This is a genomic window from Microbacterium sp. M3, assembly GCF_033548675.1.
GTDB classification, from domain to species: Bacteria; Actinomycetota; Actinomycetes; order Actinomycetales; family Microbacteriaceae; genus Microbacterium; species Microbacterium arthrosphaerae.
The window spans coordinates 365,544-383,374 of sequence record NZ_JAWTZT010000001.1 but is presented as its reverse complement, the minus strand read 5'-3'; the positions used below and the strand labels follow the sequence as shown (position 1 = coordinate 383,374).

General features: G+C 72.7%; 15 protein-coding genes. 9 read left to right on the top strand and 6 right to left on the bottom strand.

The genetic code is table 11. The features are described from left to right. Both R8Z57_RS01710 and R8Z57_RS01705 read left to right on the top strand, forming a co-directional pair. Window positions 1-3,948 (top strand): Pls/PosA family non-ribosomal peptide synthetase, encoded by a 3,948-nt coding sequence (locus R8Z57_RS01710; RefSeq protein WP_378723488.1) that lies wholly within the window; start codon window positions 1-3, stop codon window positions 3,946-3,948. Further along, window positions 3,945-5,240: a M1 family metallopeptidase gene (locus R8Z57_RS01705; RefSeq protein ID WP_318352025.1), complete on the top strand. Its 1,296-nt coding sequence runs from the start codon at window positions 3,945-3,947 to the stop codon at window positions 5,238-5,240. Before R8Z57_RS01710 ends, R8Z57_RS01705 begins: the two co-directional genes overlap by 4 nt. A 1-nt stretch (window position 5,241) precedes the next feature. Here the strand turns inward: R8Z57_RS01705 and R8Z57_RS01700 are convergent, their stop codons facing one another. From R8Z57_RS01700 to R8Z57_RS01685, 4 genes are all read right to left on the bottom strand, one after another. After that, on the bottom strand, window positions 5,242-5,778 hold the full coding sequence (locus R8Z57_RS01700) for a chemotaxis protein CheY (RefSeq protein WP_318352024.1): 537 nt from the start codon (window positions 5,776-5,778) through the stop codon (window positions 5,242-5,244). Continuing rightward, entirely contained in the window at window positions 5,778-6,716 is a 939-nt protein-coding gene (locus tag R8Z57_RS01695) for an NUDIX hydrolase (protein WP_318352023.1), read from the bottom strand. Before R8Z57_RS01695 ends, R8Z57_RS01700 begins: the two co-directional genes overlap by 1 nt. Then, window positions 6,713-8,878 (bottom strand): RNA degradosome polyphosphate kinase, encoded by a 2,166-nt coding sequence (locus tag R8Z57_RS01690; RefSeq protein ID WP_318352022.1) that lies wholly within the window; start codon window positions 8,876-8,878, stop codon window positions 6,713-6,715. The genes R8Z57_RS01695 and R8Z57_RS01690 overlap by 4 nt, the downstream gene beginning before the upstream one ends. 148 nt (window positions 8,879-9,026) lie before the next feature. Then, window positions 9,027-9,725: a response regulator transcription factor gene (locus tag R8Z57_RS01685; RefSeq protein WP_308869924.1), complete on the bottom strand. Its 699-nt coding sequence runs from the start codon at window positions 9,723-9,725 to the stop codon at window positions 9,027-9,029. 137 nt (window positions 9,726-9,862) lie between these two features. On the opposite strand from R8Z57_RS01685, the gene R8Z57_RS01680 reads away from it, so the two are divergent. From R8Z57_RS01680 to R8Z57_RS01665, 4 genes are all read left to right on the top strand, one after another. After that, entirely contained in the window at window positions 9,863-10,153 is a 291-nt protein-coding gene (locus R8Z57_RS01680; RefSeq protein WP_318352021.1) for a hypothetical protein, read from the top strand. 135 nt (window positions 10,154-10,288) lie between these two features. Beyond that, a complete protein-coding gene (locus R8Z57_RS01675; protein WP_318352020.1) occupies window positions 10,289-10,891 on the top strand; it encodes an FABP family protein in 603 nt (200 codons plus the stop codon). Then, on the top strand, window positions 10,891-12,009 hold the full coding sequence (locus tag R8Z57_RS01670; RefSeq protein WP_318352019.1) for a YgfZ/GcvT domain-containing protein: 1,119 nt from the start codon (window positions 10,891-10,893) through the stop codon (window positions 12,007-12,009). The genes R8Z57_RS01675 and R8Z57_RS01670 overlap by 1 nt, the downstream gene beginning before the upstream one ends. Window positions 12,010-12,020: 11 nt before the next feature. Next, a complete protein-coding gene (locus R8Z57_RS01665; RefSeq protein WP_318352018.1) occupies window positions 12,021-13,133 on the top strand; it encodes an FUSC family protein in 1,113 nt (370 codons plus the stop codon). Between the two features lie 39 nt (window positions 13,134-13,172). Here the strand turns inward: R8Z57_RS01665 and R8Z57_RS01660 are convergent, their stop codons facing one another. After that, window positions 13,173-13,991, bottom strand: a complete 819-nt coding sequence (locus R8Z57_RS01660; RefSeq protein WP_318352017.1) for a class I SAM-dependent methyltransferase — start codon at window positions 13,989-13,991, stop codon at window positions 13,173-13,175. Window positions 13,992-14,072: 81 nt separating this feature from the next. Between R8Z57_RS01660 and R8Z57_RS01655 the strand changes: the two genes are divergently transcribed. Further along, a complete protein-coding gene (locus R8Z57_RS01655; protein ID WP_318352016.1) occupies window positions 14,073-14,822 on the top strand; it encodes a phosphoglyceromutase in 750 nt (249 codons plus the stop codon). Between the two features lie 102 nt (window positions 14,823-14,924). Here the strand turns inward: R8Z57_RS01655 and phoU are convergent, their stop codons facing one another. Then, window positions 14,925-15,605, bottom strand: a complete 681-nt coding sequence (gene phoU / locus R8Z57_RS01650; protein ID WP_318352015.1) for a phosphate signaling complex protein PhoU — start codon at window positions 15,603-15,605, stop codon at window positions 14,925-14,927. Between the two features lie 166 nt (window positions 15,606-15,771). On the opposite strand from phoU, the gene R8Z57_RS01645 reads away from it, so the two are divergent. Both R8Z57_RS01645 and R8Z57_RS01640 read left to right on the top strand, forming a co-directional pair. Beyond that, on the top strand, window positions 15,772-17,106 hold the full coding sequence (locus R8Z57_RS01645) for a sensor histidine kinase (RefSeq protein ID WP_318352014.1): 1,335 nt from the start codon (window positions 15,772-15,774) through the stop codon (window positions 17,104-17,106). Next, window positions 17,103-17,786 carry a response regulator transcription factor gene (locus R8Z57_RS01640; RefSeq protein ID WP_318352013.1) on the top strand — a complete coding sequence of 228 codons (684 nt, stop codon included), beginning with the start codon at window positions 17,103-17,105 and terminating at the stop codon, window positions 17,784-17,786. Before R8Z57_RS01645 ends, R8Z57_RS01640 begins: the two co-directional genes overlap by 4 nt. The last annotated feature ends 45 nt before the right edge of the window (window positions 17,787-17,831 follow it).

Genomic DNA, 17,831 nt, shown 5'->3' with positions numbered 1-17,831 from the left:
GTGTCGGGCGTCGATTCGCTGCCGGCCGTGCCGGCTCTGTTGGATCGCACCGCCGCGGCACCGTCGCCGCGCACGCTGCTGGACATCCTGCGCGCCACCGTGCAGCGCACCCCCGAGGCATCCGCTCTCGACGACGGCTCGGGCGCGCTGAGCTATCGCGAGCTCATGGCCCGCGTCGGACGCACCGCCGCCCGCCTGCACGAGGCCGGTGTGCGCCGCGGCGACCGCGTCGGCGTGCGCATGCCCTCGGGCTCGAAGGAGCTGTACATCTCGATCCTCGGCGTGATCGCCGCGGGCGCCGCCTACGTTCCGGTCGACGCCGACGATTCCGAGGAGCGCGCCCGGCTCGTGTTCGGCGAGGCGCAGGTGCGGGGCGTCATCGGTGAGGGCGGTGTCTACGCCCCGTCGGGCGTGGAACCCACGGAAGACCGCTCGCCGCTCTTCGGCGGCGACGCGCCCCACCCGAGCACGCACGCGATCGTCACCGTGCCCCCGCCGACGGTCGACGACGACGCCTGGGTGATCTTCACCTCGGGATCGACCGGCGTGCCGAAGGGCGTGGCGGTGTCGCACCGCTCGGCCGCGGCGTTCGTCGACGCCGAGGCGCGGATGTTCCTGCAGCAGGCGCCGATCGGCCCCGGCGACCGGGTGCTCGCGGGCCTGTCCGTCGCGTTCGACGCCTCGTGCGAGGAGATGTGGCTGGCATGGCGCCACGGCGCCTGCCTCGTTCCCGCACCCCGTTCGCTCGTGCGGTCGGGCGAGGACCTCGCGCCCTGGCTCATCCGGCAGGGGATCACGGTCGTCTCGACGGTGCCGACCCTCGCCGCGATGTGGCCCGCAGACGCGATCGAGAACGTGCGGCTGCTCATCTTCGGCGGCGAGGCCTGCCCGCCCGAACTGGTCGCGCGGCTGGTCGCCGAGGGCCGTGAGGTGTGGAACACGTACGGCCCGACCGAGGCGACGGTCGTCGCGTGCGGCGCGCTTCTGGAGGCCGGCGCCCCGGTGCGGATCGGCCTGCCGCTCGACGGCTGGGCGCTGGCCGTCGTCGGCGCCGACGACGTCCAGGTCGCATCGGGCGAGGTGGGCGAGCTGATCATCGGCGGCGTCGGCCTCGCGCGCTACCTCGACCCCGCCAAGGACCGCGAGAAGTACGCGCCGATGCCGACGCTCGGCTGGGACCGCGCCTACCGCTCCGGCGATCTCGTCCGGTACGACCCCGAGGGGCTGCTCTTCGTGGGCCGCGCCGACGATCAGGTCAAGGTCGGCGGACGCCGCATCGAACTCGGCGAGGTCGAGAACGCGCTGCAGGACCTCGCCGGGGTCACCGCCGCCAGCGCGGCGGTGCGCACCAGCGAGGCGGGCGTCCCGGTGCTGGTCGGCTACCTCGTGGTCGACGGCGAGCTCGATCGCGCCGCCGCCCGCGGGCACCTCGCCGAGCGCCTGCCCGCGGGGGTCATGCCGCTCCTGGCGGTTGTGCCCGACCTGCCGGTGCGCACGTCGGGCAAGGTCGACCGCGCCGCGCTGCCGTGGCCGCTTCCCGACCTCGACGTGCCGCGGTCCGATCTCAGTCCCGACGAGGCGTGGCTCGCCGAGCAGTGGCAGGCGGTCCTCGGGCTTCCCGTGCCGGACCGCAAGGCCGACTTCTTCGACCTCGGCGGCGGGTCGCTCGCGGCGGCGCAGCTGGTGTCGCGCATCCGCGCGCGCGTTCCGGACTTCTCGGTCGCCGACATCTACGACGTGCCGCGGCTGGGGGCGATGGCGAAGGCGCTGCAGCCCTTCCTCTCGCGCGAGGAGACGAGCGGATTCCGGATGCCGGAGCCCACGCCCCGCGCGACGCAGTGGACGCAGACCATCCTCGGTGCGCCGCTGTTCATCCTGTCGGGCGTGCGCTGGCTGCTCTACCTGCTGACCGCCGGCGCCATCCTGCGGCTCTTCCCGGGATTCGAGGCGCTTCCGGCCGCCCCGTGGTGGGTGCTCGTGATCGGCCTCGTGCTCTTCGCGACGCCGTTCGGCCGCATGGGGATCGCTGCGGCATCCGCTCGCCTGCTGCTGGCGGGACTGCGCCCCGGCGACTACCCGCGCGGCGGCTCGGTGCACCTGCGGCTGTGGCTGGCCGAGCAGATCGCCGATCAGGTCGACGCGGTGGGCCTCTCCGGGGCGCCGTGGGTGTCGTACTACGCCCGCGCGCTGGGGGCGCGCATCGGCACCGACGTCGACATGCACACCCTGCCGCCCATCACCGGGATGCTGAAGGTCGGCGACCGAGCCTCGATCGAGCCGGAGGTCGACCTCAGCGGCTACTGGATCGACGGCGACCTGGTGCGGATCGGCGAGGTGCGCATCGGCGCGGACGCCACGGTCGGCACCCGCAGCACGCTTGCGCCGGGCACCCGGATCGGCCAGCGCGCCGAGATCGCACCCGGGTCGGCGGTGTTCGGGCGCGTGCGGTCCGATCAGTCCTGGGCCGGTTCGCCGGCCGTCCGCGTCGGCGGGCGAGCCGAGGACTGGCCCGCCGAGCGGCCGCCCGTGGCGCGTCGCTGGCTGTGGGCGTACGCCGCCTCGGCCGTCGCACTCGGGCTCCTGCCGATCCTGAGCTTCGCGGCGGGCGGCGTGATCCTGGCGCTCGGCATGCGCGGGTCCTCGAACCTCGCGGCGGCCCTCGGGGCGGCGTTCGCGTGGCTGGTGCCGGCGGTGCTCGTGGCCGGGGTCGTCTACGCCGGGGCCGTCGTCGTGGGCGTCCGGCTCGCGTCGCTCGGCCTCCGGGAGGGCACGCACCCCGTGCGCAGCCGCATCGGCTGGCAGGCGTGGACCACCGAGCGCCTGCTCGACTCCGCCCGCACGATCCTGTTCCCGCTCTACTCGAGTCTCTTCACGCCGATCTGGCTGCGGCTCCTCGGTGCCCGCGTCGGCCGCGACGTCGAGGCATCCACCGTCCTGCTGATCCCCGCGATGACCCGCATCGAAGACGGCGCCTTCCTCGCCGACGACACGATGGTCGCCTCGTACGAGATGCGCGGCGGATGGCTGCGGCTCGGCGAGGTGCGCATCGGCAAGCGCGCGTTCCTCGGGAACTCCGGGATGGCCCCGCCCGGGCACACGGTGCCGAAGGACGGCCTGGTGGCGGTGCTGTCGGCGGCACCGGTCAAGGCCAAGGCGGGCTCGTCGTGGCTGGGGTCGCCCGCGACGCGCCTGCGCCGGCAGCCGAACGAGAGCGATGCGAGCCGGACGTACGACCCGCCGACGGGCCTCCGCGTCGCGCGCGCCCTGTGGGAGCTCGGCCGCTTCGTCGCGGTCCTCGCGACGTGCGCGCTGGGGCTGCTGGTGCTGTTCGCACTCGCCGCTCTCGTGCAGCTGGTCGGCCCGTGGGTCACGCTGCTGCTCTCGGGTGTCGTCATGCTGACCGCCGGGGCGGTCGCTGCCGGCGTGGCGACCGCGGCGAAGTGGGTCATCGTGGGCCCGATCCGCGCGGGGGAGCAGCCGCTGTGGTCGAGCTTCGTGTGGCGCACCGAGGTGTCGGACACCTTCACCGAGATGCTGGCGGCGCCCTGGTTCGCCCGCGCGGCAGCCGGCACGCCCGCGCTCGCCGTGTGGCTGCGGAGCCTCGGCGCGCGCATCGGCCGCGGCGTGTGGTGCGAGAGCTACTGGCTGCCCGAGCCCGACCTGGTCACGCTCGGCGACGCCTCGACCGTGAACCGCGGGTGCGTCGTGCAGACGCACCTGTTCCATGATCGAATCATGAGCATGGACACCGTCGAGCTCGAGGCCGGGGCGACCCTCGGACCGCACAGCGTCATCCTCCCGGCCGCGGCGATCGGGGCCCACGCGACGGTGGGGCCGGCGTCGCTCGTGATGCGCGGCGAGTCCGTGCCCGTCGGCTCGCGCTGGAGCGGCAACCCGATCGGACCCTGGCGTGCCGTGACCGTCCGCGCCTACCAGTCGACCTCGTGATCGGCCCCGACCCCTACACGCCGCGCAGCGGCGACGACTCGTACGACGTGGTCTCGTACGACCTCGACCTGCGCTACCGCGTCCGCACGAACCGGCTCGAGGGGCGCGCGGTCGTCAACGCGGTCGCCGCCGAGCGGCTGCGCGCGGCGCGGCTCGACCTGGTCGGCCTCCGCGCGTCGCGGGTTCGGGTGGACGGCGACCCTCGCACGAGATTCGCTCAGGATGCCGCGTCCCTGCGCGTGACGCTGCCGCGGGTGGTGGAGCCCGGCGAGGAGTTCTCGATCGAGGTCCGCTACGCCGGCGCGCCCGGACCGCGCCGGTCGACGTGGGGCGCCATCGGCTGGGAGGAGCTGGAGGACGGGGTGCTCGTGGCGTCGCAGCCGATCGGCGCGCCCACTTGGTTCCCCTGCAACGATCGCCCCGACGACCGTGCGCGCTACCGGATCGCCGTCACCACCGATGACGACTACGCCGTCGCGGCGACGGGCGTGGCCCGCCCGCCGGTCCGCGAGGGCGGGCTCACGCGGTGGGAGTTCGTCTCGGGAGTGCCCACCGCCACCTACCTCGCCGCCGTGCACATCGGGCCGTACCGCGAGAGCGCGATCGGACGCGCCCGGCTCCTCGCGCCGCCGCAGCTCGCCTCGGCGGCGCGCCGCTGGTTCGCGGATGTGCCGCGCATGCTCGAGACGTTCGAGCAGGCCTTCGGACCGTATCCGCAGGAGCACTGCACGATCGTCGTCACGCCCGACGAGCTGGAGATCCCGCTCGAGGCGCAGGGCCTCGCCGTCTTCGGAGCCAACCACTTCGTGCCCGAAGCCGAGCGCCTCGTGCCGCACGAACTCGCGCACCAGTGGTTCGGCAACAGCGTGGGTGTGGAGAAGTGGCGCGACATCTGGCTCAATGAGGGCTTCGCGTGCTTCGCCGAATGGGTGTGGTCGGAGGCATCCGGAGGACCCGGCATCGCCGCACTCGCCGACCGCCACCACGCCCGCCTGCGGGCGCTCCCGCAGGACCTCGTGATCTCCGAGCCGGGGCCCCGTCTCATGTTCGACGACCGCGTCTACAAGCGGGGGGCGCTGACCCTCGAGGCCTTGCGTCGGACGCTCGGCGGCGACGCGTTCGGCGCGCTCCTGCGTGCGTGGGTGCAGCAGCACCGCCATGGCCTCACGACGACGGACTCGTTCCGGGAGCTCGTAGGCCGGACCGGCGGCGCCGATGCCACGGCGCTGCTGTCGGAGTGGCTCGACAAGGCGCCCTTGCCCGAGCTGCCCGCGCCGTCGTCGTCGCCGTGAATCAGGCGCGACCGGGTGCGAGGAGTGCGACGCTGAGCAGCACGCCGGCCGGGCCCGGCGCATCCCAGCCGTCGTAGACGGCGCCGTCCGGCACGCCGGCCGTCCAGCCGTCGTCCGCCGCTGTCACGACCACGCTCCCAGGGTCGACGCGGAGGCCCCGGCCGTCGGCCTTGAGGGCGGCCTCGACCCGCGTCCACTCCCGCACCGTCGCCTCGCCGGCGCCGAGCACGCCACGCATGCCGGCGGCATCCCTTCGCGCGTCGACCTCGGGCTCGGCGTCGATGCCCAGGGCCGCGGCATCCGTCATCGACGCCACCGCCGCGATCGCATAGCCCGCCGCGTACGTCACGCTCGCCAGGAACGGCGCCCCCGAGACGGTCACCCGACCGTGCGGGCCGTCGCAGCGGGGGCACCGGTTGTCGAGCACGGCGCCGTGCGGCAGCATGCCCGACAGCAGGTGCCAGGCCTGGCGACGACGCGGAGCACCCGGAGCGATCGCCACCCACCCGATGTCGACGATCGATCCGATGGCGAGCATCAGACCTTGGGCTCGTGCGTCTCGATCATGACGATCCCCGAGCCGGGGTTGTCCACCGACAGGTGCACCACCGAGAAGGCCGCGGGCTCGAGAGCCGACGCGCTGCCGAGGTACGAGCCGCGCAGCGTCCCGGTGGCCAGGGCGAGCTCGCTCAGGACGTCGGGCAGCACCGGTCCGTGACTGCACAGCACCGCCGGCTTGCGCGAGCGCACGCGTTCGCCGATGACCGTGCGGGCATCCGACCGGCCCTCCTCCCAGGCGTCCTGGCTGATGTGCTTCGTGGTGTCGACGCTCCGGCCGATCGCCGCCGACAGCGGCGCGACGGTCGCCGTGCACCGGTCGGCCGGGCTCGACACGATCCGCCGCACCCCGAACGCCAGGAGCGGCCCCACGATGGACTCCGCCTGCTTGCGCCCGCGTGCGGCGAGCGGGCGCGCGGCATCCTTCCCCTTCCACTGCTCGCGGGGGACGGCCTTCGCGTGGCGCAGCGCCACGATGGGGAAGGTGCGCAGCACGCCCTCGTCGACGAGGCGCAGGAAGTTCTCCACGATCTCGATGTCGACCGGGTAGCTCAGCCGGCGCAGCGCCTTCTTGGGCGACACCCACTCGATCGCCGCGATCTCTTTGTTGGGGACGAAGGCGGATGCCCGGATCGCCGCGTCCGTCGCCTCGGCGGCCCAGTAGTGCACGATCTTGGTGCGCTTGCTGGGCAGCCGGTAGCGCGACACCCCCACCGGCACCCCGAGCGCGACGCGGATGCCGGTCTCTTCATGGATCTCGCGGACAGCGGTCTCGGCCAGCATCTCGCCGGGATCGACCTTGCCCTTGGGCAGCGTGATGTCGCGGTACTTCGTGCGGTGGATCAGCAGGATGCGCAGCTTGTCGTCGACGACGCGCCAGACCACGCCGCCCGCGGCATAGACAGCGGTCTCTGTCATCGCACCGCCCGGGCCCGCCGGCGCCGCTGCACGTTCGTCATGGTGCGGTCCTGGAGGTCGAGGAGTGCCGCGCCGTCGTCGGCCAGGTGATGCCGGATCCACTCGCCGTCGGGTCCGAGGTGCCACGAGCTCGTGGTGTCGCTCATCGCCAGCGCGAAGAGGTCGTTGAGCTCCTTCACGTGCGCCGGCGCCGACACCCGGACGAGCGCCTCGACCCGGCGGTCGAGGTTGCGGTGCATCATGTCGGCGCTGCCGATGTAGACCACCGAGTCGCCGTCGTTGTGGAAGGCGAAGATGCGCGAGTGCTCGAGGTAGCGGCCGAGGATGCTGCGCACCGTGATGTTCTCGCTCATGCCCTCGACGCCGGGCTTCAGCGAGCAGATGCCGCGCACCCAGACCTCGACCTTCACGCCCGCCTGGCTCGCGCGGTAGAGCGCATCGATGATCTGCTCGTCGACCATCGAGTTCACCTTGATGCGCACGCTCGCGGGCTTGCCGGCGAGGGCGTTGCGGCGCTCCTTGTCGATGAGGCGCAGCAGTCCCTTGCGCAGGTGCAGCGGCGCCACCAGGAGGCGCTTGAACTTCTTCTCGATCGCGTAGCCGCTCAGCTCGTTGAAGAGCCGGGTGAGGTCGCGGCCGACCAGGTCGTCGGCGGTGAACAGGCCGAAGTCCTCGTAGATGCGGCTGGTCTTCGGGTTGTAGTTGCCGGTGCCGACGTGGCTGTAGCTGCGCAGCACGCCGTTCTCCTCGCGAATCACTAGCGCCAGCTTGCAGTGGGTCTTCAGGCCCACCAGGCCGTAGACGACATGCACGCCGGCCTTCTCGAGCTTGCGCGCCCACTCGATGTTGTTCGCTTCGTCGAAGCGCGCCTTGATCTCGACGAGGGCCAGCACCTGCTTGCCCGCCTCGGCCGCGTCGATGAGCGCCTCGACGATGGGGCTGTCGCCCGATGTGCGGTACAGCGTCTGCTTGATGGCGAGGACGTGGGGGTCCTTCGCCGCCTGCTCCAGGAAGGCCTGCACGCTGGTGGCGAAGGACTCGTAGGGGTGGTGCACCAGCACGTCGCCCTTGCGGATCGCGGCGAAGATGTCAGGCCGCTCGTTGTTGTCGCCCGGCTGGAACGCCAGCGCCGTGGTCGGCAGGTGCGCCTTGTAGCGCAGGTCGGGCCGGTTCAGGCGCCCGAGGTCGAACAGTCCGCGCAGGTCGAGCGGCCCGGGCAGGCGGTAGACCTCCTGCTCGGTGATGTCGAGCTCCTTGATGAGGAGGTCGAGCGTCACGTCGTCCATGTCGTCGGTGATCTCGAGGCGGATCGGCGGCCCGAAGCGGCGGCGCAGCAGCTCGGCCTCGAGCGCCTGGATGAGGTTCTCGGTCTCGTCCTCCTCGATCACGACGTCCTCGTTGCGCGTGAGGCGGAAGGCGTGATGGTCGAGCACCTCCATGCCGGGGAAGAGGTCGTCGAGGTGGTTCGAGATGAGGTCCTCGAGCGGCAGGTAGCGCACCGCCCCCTCGACCGACGGCAGCTCCACGAACCGCGGCAGCATCGGCGGCACCTTCAGGCGCGCGAACTCCTGCCGGCCGGTGCGCGCGCTGCGGATGCGGATCGCCAGGTTCAGCGACAGCCCCGAGATGTACGGGAACGGATGCGCCGGGTCGACCGCGAGCGGCATCAGCACGGGGAACACCTGGGCCTGGAAGTACTCGTACAGCTCGGCCCGCTCGTCGTCGCCGAGCGCCGAGTACGAGACGATCTCGATGCCGGCGTCGGCCAGCGCCGGCTTGACCAGCGACGTCCAGGCCTCGGCGTGGCGCACCTGCAGACGGTGCGCCTCGGCCGAGATGTCGGCGAGGACGTCGGCGGGGGAGCGGCCGACGTTGGTGGGCAGCGCCAGTCCGGTCACGATGCGGCGCTTGAGCCCCGCCACCCGCACCATGAAGAACTCGTCGAGGTTGCTCGCGAAGATCGCGAGGAAGTTCGCCCGCTCGAGCGTGGGGAGGTCGGGGTCTTCGGCCAGCTCGAGCACGCGCTGGTTGAACGCGAGCCAGCTGAGCTCGCGGTCGAGATAGCGGTGTTCGGGCAGCTGCGAGTCGAAGACCTCCGACATCTCGAAGTCGTCGTCGTCCGCATCGCCCAGGCCGGCGTCGAGCACCTCGGGTTCGATCATCCCCTCATCATTGCAGGGTCACGTGACCAGAGTGTGAACGGGACGGATGCCGTGGACAGCGCCCACCGGGGCGTCTATGGTGACCGCCCCGTGCTCGCCGTCACGCCCTTAGGCCCCGGCGATCGCCCTCAGGCCCCGGCGGTCGCCCTCAGGCTTGCGTGCGCTCGCGCGGGGCGGGCTCGGGCTCGTCCTCGTAGACGTTGAAGCGGTAGCCCACGTTGCGCACGGTGCCGATGAGCTGCTCCATGTCGCCGAGCTTCGCCCGCAGGCGCCGCACGTGCACGTCGACCGTGCGGGTGCCGCCGAAGTAGTCGTAGCCCCACACCTCGCTCAGCAGCTGCTCGCGGGTGAACACGCGCGACGGGTGCGTGGCGAAGAAGTGGAGGAGCTGGAACTCCTTGTACGTGAGGTCGAGCGGCCGCCCGTGCACCTTCGCGGAGTACGAGGACTCGTCGATCGTGATGCCCGAGGTCTGGATGCGGGTCGAGACCTGTTCGGCGGACTGGCGGCCCACCGCGAGACGGATGCGGGCGTCGACCTCGGCGGGGCCGGCGGTGAAGAGGATGACGTCGTCGACGCCCCAGTCCGGCGACACCGCGGTCAGGCCGCCCTCGGTCACGATCAGCAGCAGCGGGGCGTCGAGCCCGGTCGTGTTCAGGATCTTGCACAGCGACTTCGCGCCCACGAGGTCGACGCGGGCGTCGACGAAGATGATGTCGGCGCTCGGGGCGTTCACGAGCTGTGCGGGCTCGGCGGGGATCAGCCGCACGCGGTGGCTCAGCAGCTCGAGCGAGGGCAGGACCGGGCCGCCGCCGTGCGTGGAGCTGAGAACCAGGAGCTGTGCCAAGGGATCGCCTTCCCAGCGCGTGGGGGCGCGCCGCGAACCCAGTGTAGGGCGTGGCGACGAGCCCGCCGGTGCGCGCGACATCCGCCGACAGCGAGCAAGCGGGTGCACGCGCGGTTCCCATGCGCGATGATGAGTGCGTGGCCGTCCCTGAACTCGCCCCTCGCCGCACCTTCGGCGGCATCGTCGCCGTCTGGGTGCTCGCCGCGCTGATCGCCGTCGCCATCGGGTTCTTCACCGGGCCGGACGCGCGGGCGGCATGGCTGGGCGTGGGACTGGGTGGATGCCTCTTCACGGCGTTCGCGATCCAGCTCTGGTCCGGCCGCTCCCAGGGGTTCACCGAGCGGGTCGCGGCCAGCGTGCTGGGCGCCGCGCTGGTGATGGGCGTCATCAGCCTCGGGTTCGGACTCGCCTCCCTCGTTCCCGGCTAGACTCCTTCCCATGGATCTCGTCGCGCTCGAACTGTTCTTCGTGGGCCTGCTCGGTCTGGCGTCGCTCGCGATCGTCTTCGTCTCCGCGGTCGTCCTCAAGAACCTGTACCGCGGCCAGCGCTGACGGGCCGCGTCGTGATCGACATCCCGACCGACCTCCCCGCCGAGCTGGTGCCCCTCTCGTGGCTCATCGGCGTGTGGGAGGGCACCGGCGTCATCGACTACGCCGAGCACTCGTACGGCGGCGAGTTCACGCACCGCGTCAGCTTCAGCCATGACGGCGGTCAGTACCTGAACTACTCCGCCGAAGCGTGGCTCCACGACGCGGAGGATCCCGAGCGCGGCACCCGCCTGGTCGCGGAGCTCGGCTACTGGCGGCTGTCGATCCCGGCCGGCGACGCCGACGCCGGCCCGGGCCTCCTGCCCGCGCTCGCCGCTCCCGTCGCGCGCACCGCGGACGACATCGAGCAGCTGCGCAACGACGACGGCGGATTCGACCTGGAGGCGGTGATCGTGCACGCCGACGGCGTGAGCGAGCTCTACCTCGGCCAGATCAAGGGCCCCCGCATCGATGTCGCGACCGATGCCGTCGTCCGTCCCGCGGGCTCCAAGGCCTACTCCGCCGCGACGCGCATGTACGGGCTCGTCGACGGTCACCTGCTGTGGGCGTGGGACATCGCCGCACTCGGCTTCGAGCTCGCCGCGCACGCGTCGGCGCGTCTCGCGCGGGTGGAGTGATGGCTTCCGCTGCGCCCGGCGCCCCGTTCGCCGCGATCCCCGGTGCCGTTGTCGACGAGGCCGGGCTCCAGCACGTCGGCAGTCCGCTGATCGAGCAGCGGCGCCTGGCCGCGGGTGCGGCACTGGCTCCGCTGGGCGATCGCGCGGTGATCGCGGTTCCCGGCGAGGACCGCCTCAGCTGGCTGGACTCCCTCTCGTCGCAGGCGCTGACCCGGCTGGCGCCGGGTGTCGGCACCGAGCTGCTCATCCTCGACCCGCACGGACACGTCGAGCACGCGGCATCCGTCATCGACGACGGCGAGACCGCCTGGCTCATCGCAGATCGCGCCGACGTCGCGGGGCTGCACGAGTGGCTCCGCAAGATGCGCTTCCGCCTGCGCGTCGACCCGCGCATCGCCGACGAGTACGCGGTGGTCGGGGGCGCGGCCGCAGCGGTCGAGCGGATCTCGCCGACCGCGCCGTCCGGGCTGCCGCTGGTGTGGCGCGACCCGTGGCCGGACGTCTCGCCCGGCGGCCACGCGTACGCGGCGGTCGACCCGCACCCCGGCGCCGAGCGCGATTGGGCGGAGGCGATCGTCACGCGCGACGAAGAGCAGCGCATCGCGGATGCCGCGACCCGCGGCGAGCTGGAGCTCGCGGGCCTGACGGCGGTCGACGCGCTGCGGGTCGCCGCCTGGCGGCCGCGGTGGACCACCGACGTCGACGAGCGCGCGCTGCCCCACGAGCTGGACTGGCTGCGCACCGCCGTGCACCTGGACAAGGGCTGCTACCGCGGGCAGGAGACGATCGCAAAGGTCCACAACCTGGGTCACCCGCCGCGGCGGCTCGTGGCCCTGCAGCTCGACGGCTCGGGAAGCGTCCTGCCCGCCCACGGCGCCGTGGTGCGTCACGGCGAGGCCGAGGTCGGCGTCGTCACCTCCGCGGCCCTGCACTTCGAAGAGGGGCCTATCGCGCTCGCCGTCGTGCGCCGCTCGCTCGCGGTCGACGCGGCGCTCACGGTGGACACCGCCGACGGCCCGGTCGCGGCGGCACAGGAGGTCGTCGTGCCGCCGGACGCCGGCGCCACGGCGAACGTGCCCCGCATCACCCGGCTCTCGCGCCGCGCCGCGGCGCAGTAGGAGCGACGGCGGTGAGCGGCGACGGCGACACCGCCGCGATCACCCAGGCCGTGCCGACCGGTTGGCGTGCCCGGTTCGATCCGCGCCCGCAGCTGGCGCGGGTGCGCGGGTCCGCCATCGCCATCGTCCAGATCACGGTGGCCGCGACAGCGGCATGGGCGTTCGCCCACTACGTCATCGGGCACTCCGCGCCGCTCCTCGCGGCGACCGTCACCATCTCGAGCCTCGGGCTGGTGCGCGACGCGCGCCCCCGGCGCGTGCTCGAGACCGTCGTGGGGATGCTCGTGGGAATCCTCGTGGCCGAGGGGTTCGTCGTGGTGGTCGGACCGGGCTGGTGGCAGCTGGCGCTCGCGCTGGGCGTGACCCTCCTCGTCGCGCGCTTCCTCTCGCCCTACCCGCCGTTCGCGATCATGGCGGGCATCCAGGCCTCGATCGTGATGTCGCTGCCGGCGAGTCAGCCGTTCGCGCGTCTGGTCGACGGCATCGTGGGAGGCGTCGCCGCACTCGTCGTCACGGCGCTGATCCCGCGCAATCCGCGGCGGGAGGAGGCGCGCGACGGCCACGCGGTGTTCGCCGCCGCCGACGCCGCCGCGCGCACCATCGTCCAGGCACTGCGCCGCGGCGACGCTCTGCGGGCGGCACGCGGCCTCGACAAGGCGCGGAGCATCGGGCCGCGCATCGACGACTGGCGGGCATCCCTGGACTCGGGCCTCGCCGTCGCCGGCTTCTCGCCGTGGCTGCGGCCGCAGCGCGCCGAGCTGCGGCGGCACTACACGGTGCTGCAGGCGATGGACTTCGCCACGCGCAACCTCCGCGTGGTCGCGCGGCGCGCCGTCTACCTCTGCGAGGACGGGCAGCGGCGCCCCGTGCCGGCCGAGATCATCGCCGAGCTCATGCGCGGCGCGGCCCTCGTCGGCGAGAGCCTCGACGACATCGCGCTGCAGCCGGCCGCGCGCGAGGCGGTGCGCGCCGTGGCCGCCCGGCTCGATCCGGCGCAGATCCTCCCGGAGGGGACGCAGACCGAGCTGAATCTCATCACGGCGCTGCGCCCGCTCGCCGTCGACCTTCTGACCGCCACCGGCATGCCTTCCGCCGAGGCGCGCGCGGTGCTGCCGCGGGTCTAGCTGCGGCAGACGTGGCGCGACCGCGAGGCGCCGGCCGGCTCAGCGGGGGGCGACCGCGCTCCACGGCACGGTGACCTCGCCGAGACGCCACCGTGAGCGCTCCAGAAGCGGCCAGCCCTCCGCCTGCAGCGCCGACAGCGCGGTGCGCCACCGGTGCACCGGTCCGAAGGGCGTCACGCTCGCGGCGCGTTCCCACTCAGCGTCCAGTGCGGTGAGGAACGCGTGCACCGGCTCTCCCGGAACGTTGCGATGGATGAGGGCCTTCGGCAGCCGCTCCGCGGCGACGGACGGATGCCGCAGCCCGGCGAGCCGCAGCGACACCGTCAGGGTGCGGGGCTCGGCGTCGGGGCCGACCGCCACCCAGGTGCAGATGCGGCCGATCTCGTCGCACGTGCCCTCCACGAGGAGCCCGTCCGGCGCGAGGCGGCCGGCCATGGTCTGCCACGCGTGCCGGACGTCGGTCTCGTCGTACTGCCGCAGGACGTTGAACGCCCGCACCACCGCCGGACGCCGCCCGCCGGCCACCGGCACCTCGAACCCGCCTCGGGCGAACGACACCCGCGCGTCGCGCGGGAACGACGTGGCCCCGGCGCGCACCTCCTCCAGCTGCGCGCGCGCCCGCGCCACGCGCGCGGGGTCGATCTCGAGCCCCAGCACCTCGACATCGGGCCGGGCCTGCGACAGCCGCGCGAAGAGCTCGAGGGCGGTGACGCCGCTCGCGCCGTAGCCCAGGTCGACGACCAGCGGGTCGGCGGCGCGCCGCAGCGCCGGGTGCCGCGCGATCCAGCGGTCCACGCGCCGGAGCCGGTTGGTGCCGGTGGTGCCGCGCGTGATCTGCCCGACCGGTCCGCGCGCCATGCCTCCATGATGCCAGCCGGCCCGCCGCGGCCGCCGACACGGGACAGGGGCCGGTCACGCGCCGCCGATATCATGGGGCGCATGACCGCGCCTTACACGCTGATCCTCCTCCGCCACGGGCAGAGCGAGTGGAACAAGACCAACCAGTTCACCGGATGGGTCGACGTCCGCCTCACCGAGCAGGGCAAGGCCGAGGCCCAGCGCGGCGGCGAGCTCCTCGCCGAGTCCGGCATCCTTCCCGACGTCCTGCACACCTCCGTGCTGAGCCGCGCCATCCAGACCGCGAACATCGCGCTCGACGCCGCCGACCGCCTGTGGATCCCGGTCAAGCGGTCGTGGCGCCTGAACGAGCGCCACTACGGGGCGCTCCAGGGCAAGGACAAGGCGCAGACCCTCGAGGAGTTCGGCAACGAGCAGTTCATGCTGTGGCGCCGGTCCTTCGACGTGCCGCCGCCGCCCCTGCCGGCCGACGACCAGTACAGCCAGGTGGGCGACCCCCGCTACGTCGGCATCGACGGCGAGGTGCCCGACACCGAGTCGCTCAAGATCGTCATCGACCGCATGCTGCCGTACTGGCACAGCGACATCGTGCCCGATCTGAAGGCCGGCAAGACCGTCCTGGTCACCGCGCACGGCAACTCGCTGCGCGGCCTCGTCAAGCACCTCGACGGCATCAGCGACGCCGACATCGCCGAGCTCAACATCCCCACCGGCATCCCGCTGGTGTACCGCCTCGACGAGGACCTGAAGCCGATCGGCGCGGGGGAGTACCTCGACCCCGAGGCCGCCGCGGCGGGCGCGGCCGCCGTGGCCAACCAGGGCAAGGGCTGACCTCACGCCGACGACGAAGAGCGGATGCCTCCCCCCGGACGGCATCCGCTCTTCTCATGCGCCCCGCGGCCTGACCCGAACAGGCGGCGGGGGCGAAGCCGCCTACGCCGAGGGCGTGACGACGTCGATCGTGTCGGTGGACGTGGTCCAGTCACCCGTGGACAGGTACGCCACCTTCTTGGCGACCGACACCGCGTGGTCGCCGAATCGCTCGTGATAGCGACTGGCGAGCGTCGCGTCGACGGTCGCCGCCGCCTCGCCCTGCCAGGTGTCGCTCAGGACCTTCTCGAACACCGAGACATGCAGCTCGTCGAGCCGGTCGTCGCTGTTGCGGATCTGGTCGATGAGCTCGCCGTCCTGCGTCCGCAGCAGCTCGGCGAGCTGGCGCGCGACCTCGACGTCGAGTTCGCCCATCTTCAGGAACGTCGACTTGAGCCCCTTGGGGATCGCGCGCTCGGGGAACCGCATGCGGGTCAGCTGGGCGATGTGCTCGGCGATGTCGCCCATCCGCTCGAGCGAGGCGCTCATGCGCAGCGCGCTCACGACGATGCGCAGGTCGCGGGCGACCGGCTGCTGACGCGCGAGGATCTCGATCGCGAGCTCGTCGAGGGCGATGGCCTTCTCATCGATGACGGCGTCCGCTTCGATGACCTCCTCCGCCAGGGCGACGTCGCTCGTGCCGAACGCCCGCGTCGCCTTGTCGATGGCGACCGTGACGAGCTCGGCGATCTCGACGAGACGCCCCTGCACGTCCTCGAGGGACTGGTGGAAGACTTCGCGCATTCCGATGCACCTTTCGTGGGTTCCGGGGAGGCTTGCGCCCGCGCCCCGGCGATTCTCGTCAGGGAAGGTTAACGGATGGTGCTGGCGCGGTGAACATCAGCGGGCGGGGCCCGGTGTGCACGCTTCTGGTCGAAGGCAGCCGTTTACCTGCCCGTACGCTGGTGACATGGAAACGACGCAGCTCGCGCTGCTCGCCCTCCTCGCGGGGATCATCATCGGCGGGTCGATCTCCGCTCTCGTGGTCGCGGCGCTGCGGGCGCGCGATCGCGCGCGCACCGACATGTCGGTCGAGATCCCCGATGGCGTGCGGGGCGTGCTGCACGGCATGGACGACGCCGCCCTCGTCGTGGACGCGTCGTTCACCGTCCTCGCATCGTCTTCGGCGGCCGCGGCCTTCGATCTGGTGGAGGGCGGCGTGCTGCCCACCGACGAGCTGCGCACCCTCGCGCGCCGGGTCCGCACGAGCGATTCGGCCGACACCGAGGCGAACGCGACGGAGACGATGCGTCTGCGCCGTGGCGCGCCGCCGGCGGAGCCGCGCCTGGTCGCCGTCCGCGCGTCGCGCATCTCGCCGCGCCTCACGCTGCTCGTGCTCCGCGACATCACCGAGCGGGAGCGCGTCGAGGAGATGCGTCGCGACTTCGTCGCCAACACCAGCCATGAGCTGAAGACGCCCGTCGGGGCGGTGAGCCTGCTCGCCGAGGCGATCGAGTCGGCCGCCGACGATCCGCCCCAGGTGCGCATCTTCGCGACCCGGCTGCAGGCCGAGGCGTCCCGCCTGGCTCTGCTCACCTCGCGCATCATGAACCTGTCGCGCCTTCAGGCCGCCGATGAGCTGCCGCAGCGCGACGTGTCGATCGACGAGATCGTCGCCTCGGCGCTGGACGCGCACGCCATCCAGGCCGACTCGGCGGGCGTCGAGGTGGTGCGCGGCGGCGCGCGCGGCCTCTACGTGCACGGCGATGCGCAGGTGCTGAGCGAAGCGGTGGGCAACCTCATCGCCAACGCCATCGCGTACTCCCCGCGCGGATCGAGTGTCGGAGTGGGGATCAAGGCCGTCGACCGCGTGGTCGAGATCGCGATCACCGACCGCGGCATCGGCATCGCCGAGGGCGACCAGGACCGCGTCTTCGAGCGCTTCTACCGCGCCGATCCCGCCCGAGCGCGCCGCACCGGCGGCAGCGGACTGGGCCTGTCGATCGTCAAGCACGCCGTGCAGCGCCACGGCGGCGACGTGCGACTGTGGTCGCGCCCCGGACGCGGCTCGACCTTCACCATCCGGCTGCCCGAGATCGACGCGCCCGCGGTCGACCCGGCGCCCAAGCGCGGCCGCAAGAAGAAGCGGCCTGCCGCCGCATCAGCCGCACCGGCCGCAGCCACCGCGCCAACCGCAGCCACCGCGCCCACCGCCGCAGCCGCGCCCGCCGCGCCCGCCGTGGCGCCGACCGCGGGCGCCGCTGAGACGATCCCTGCTTCCGCCACGAATGGAGACCCCGCATGACCCGCGTCCTGATCGTCGAGGATGAGCCCGACCTCGCCGACCCGCTCGCCTATCTCCTGCGTCGCGAAGGCTACGACGTCGAGATCGCCGAAGACGGCCCCGCCGCGCTGACGGCGTTCCGCGAGCGCGGCGCCGACATCGTGCTGCTGGATCTCATGCTGCCGGGCATGCCGGGCACCGAGGTGTGCCGGCAGATCCGTACGACGTCCGCCGTGCCCATCATCATGCTGACGGCGAAGGACTCCGAGGTCGACATCGTGGTGGGCCTCGAGCTGGGGGCCGACGATTACGTCACGAAGCCGTACTCGGCCCGGGAGCTGCTGGCGCGCATGCGCGCGGTCCTGCGCCGCTTCTCGCAGATCGACGCCGACCTCGAGGACCGCGTGCTCGAAGGGGGACGGGTCGTGCTCGACATCGACCGCCACACGGTGGCCGTCGACGGCGGCGAGATCAACATGCCGCTGAAGGAATTCGAGCTGCTCGAGGTGCTGATGCGCAACGCCGGTCGCGTGCTCACCCGCGGCCAGCTCATCGACCGGGTGTGGGGGAGCGACTACTTCGGCGACACCAAGACGCTCGACGTGCACATCAAGCGCATCCGCTCGCGCATCGAGCAGAACCCCGGCTCGCCGGAGATGCTGGTCACGGTGCGCGGTCTCGGCTATCGCTTCGAGGGCTGATCCCGCAGAGCGACGAAGAGGGCGCCCCGGCGGGGCGCCCTCTTC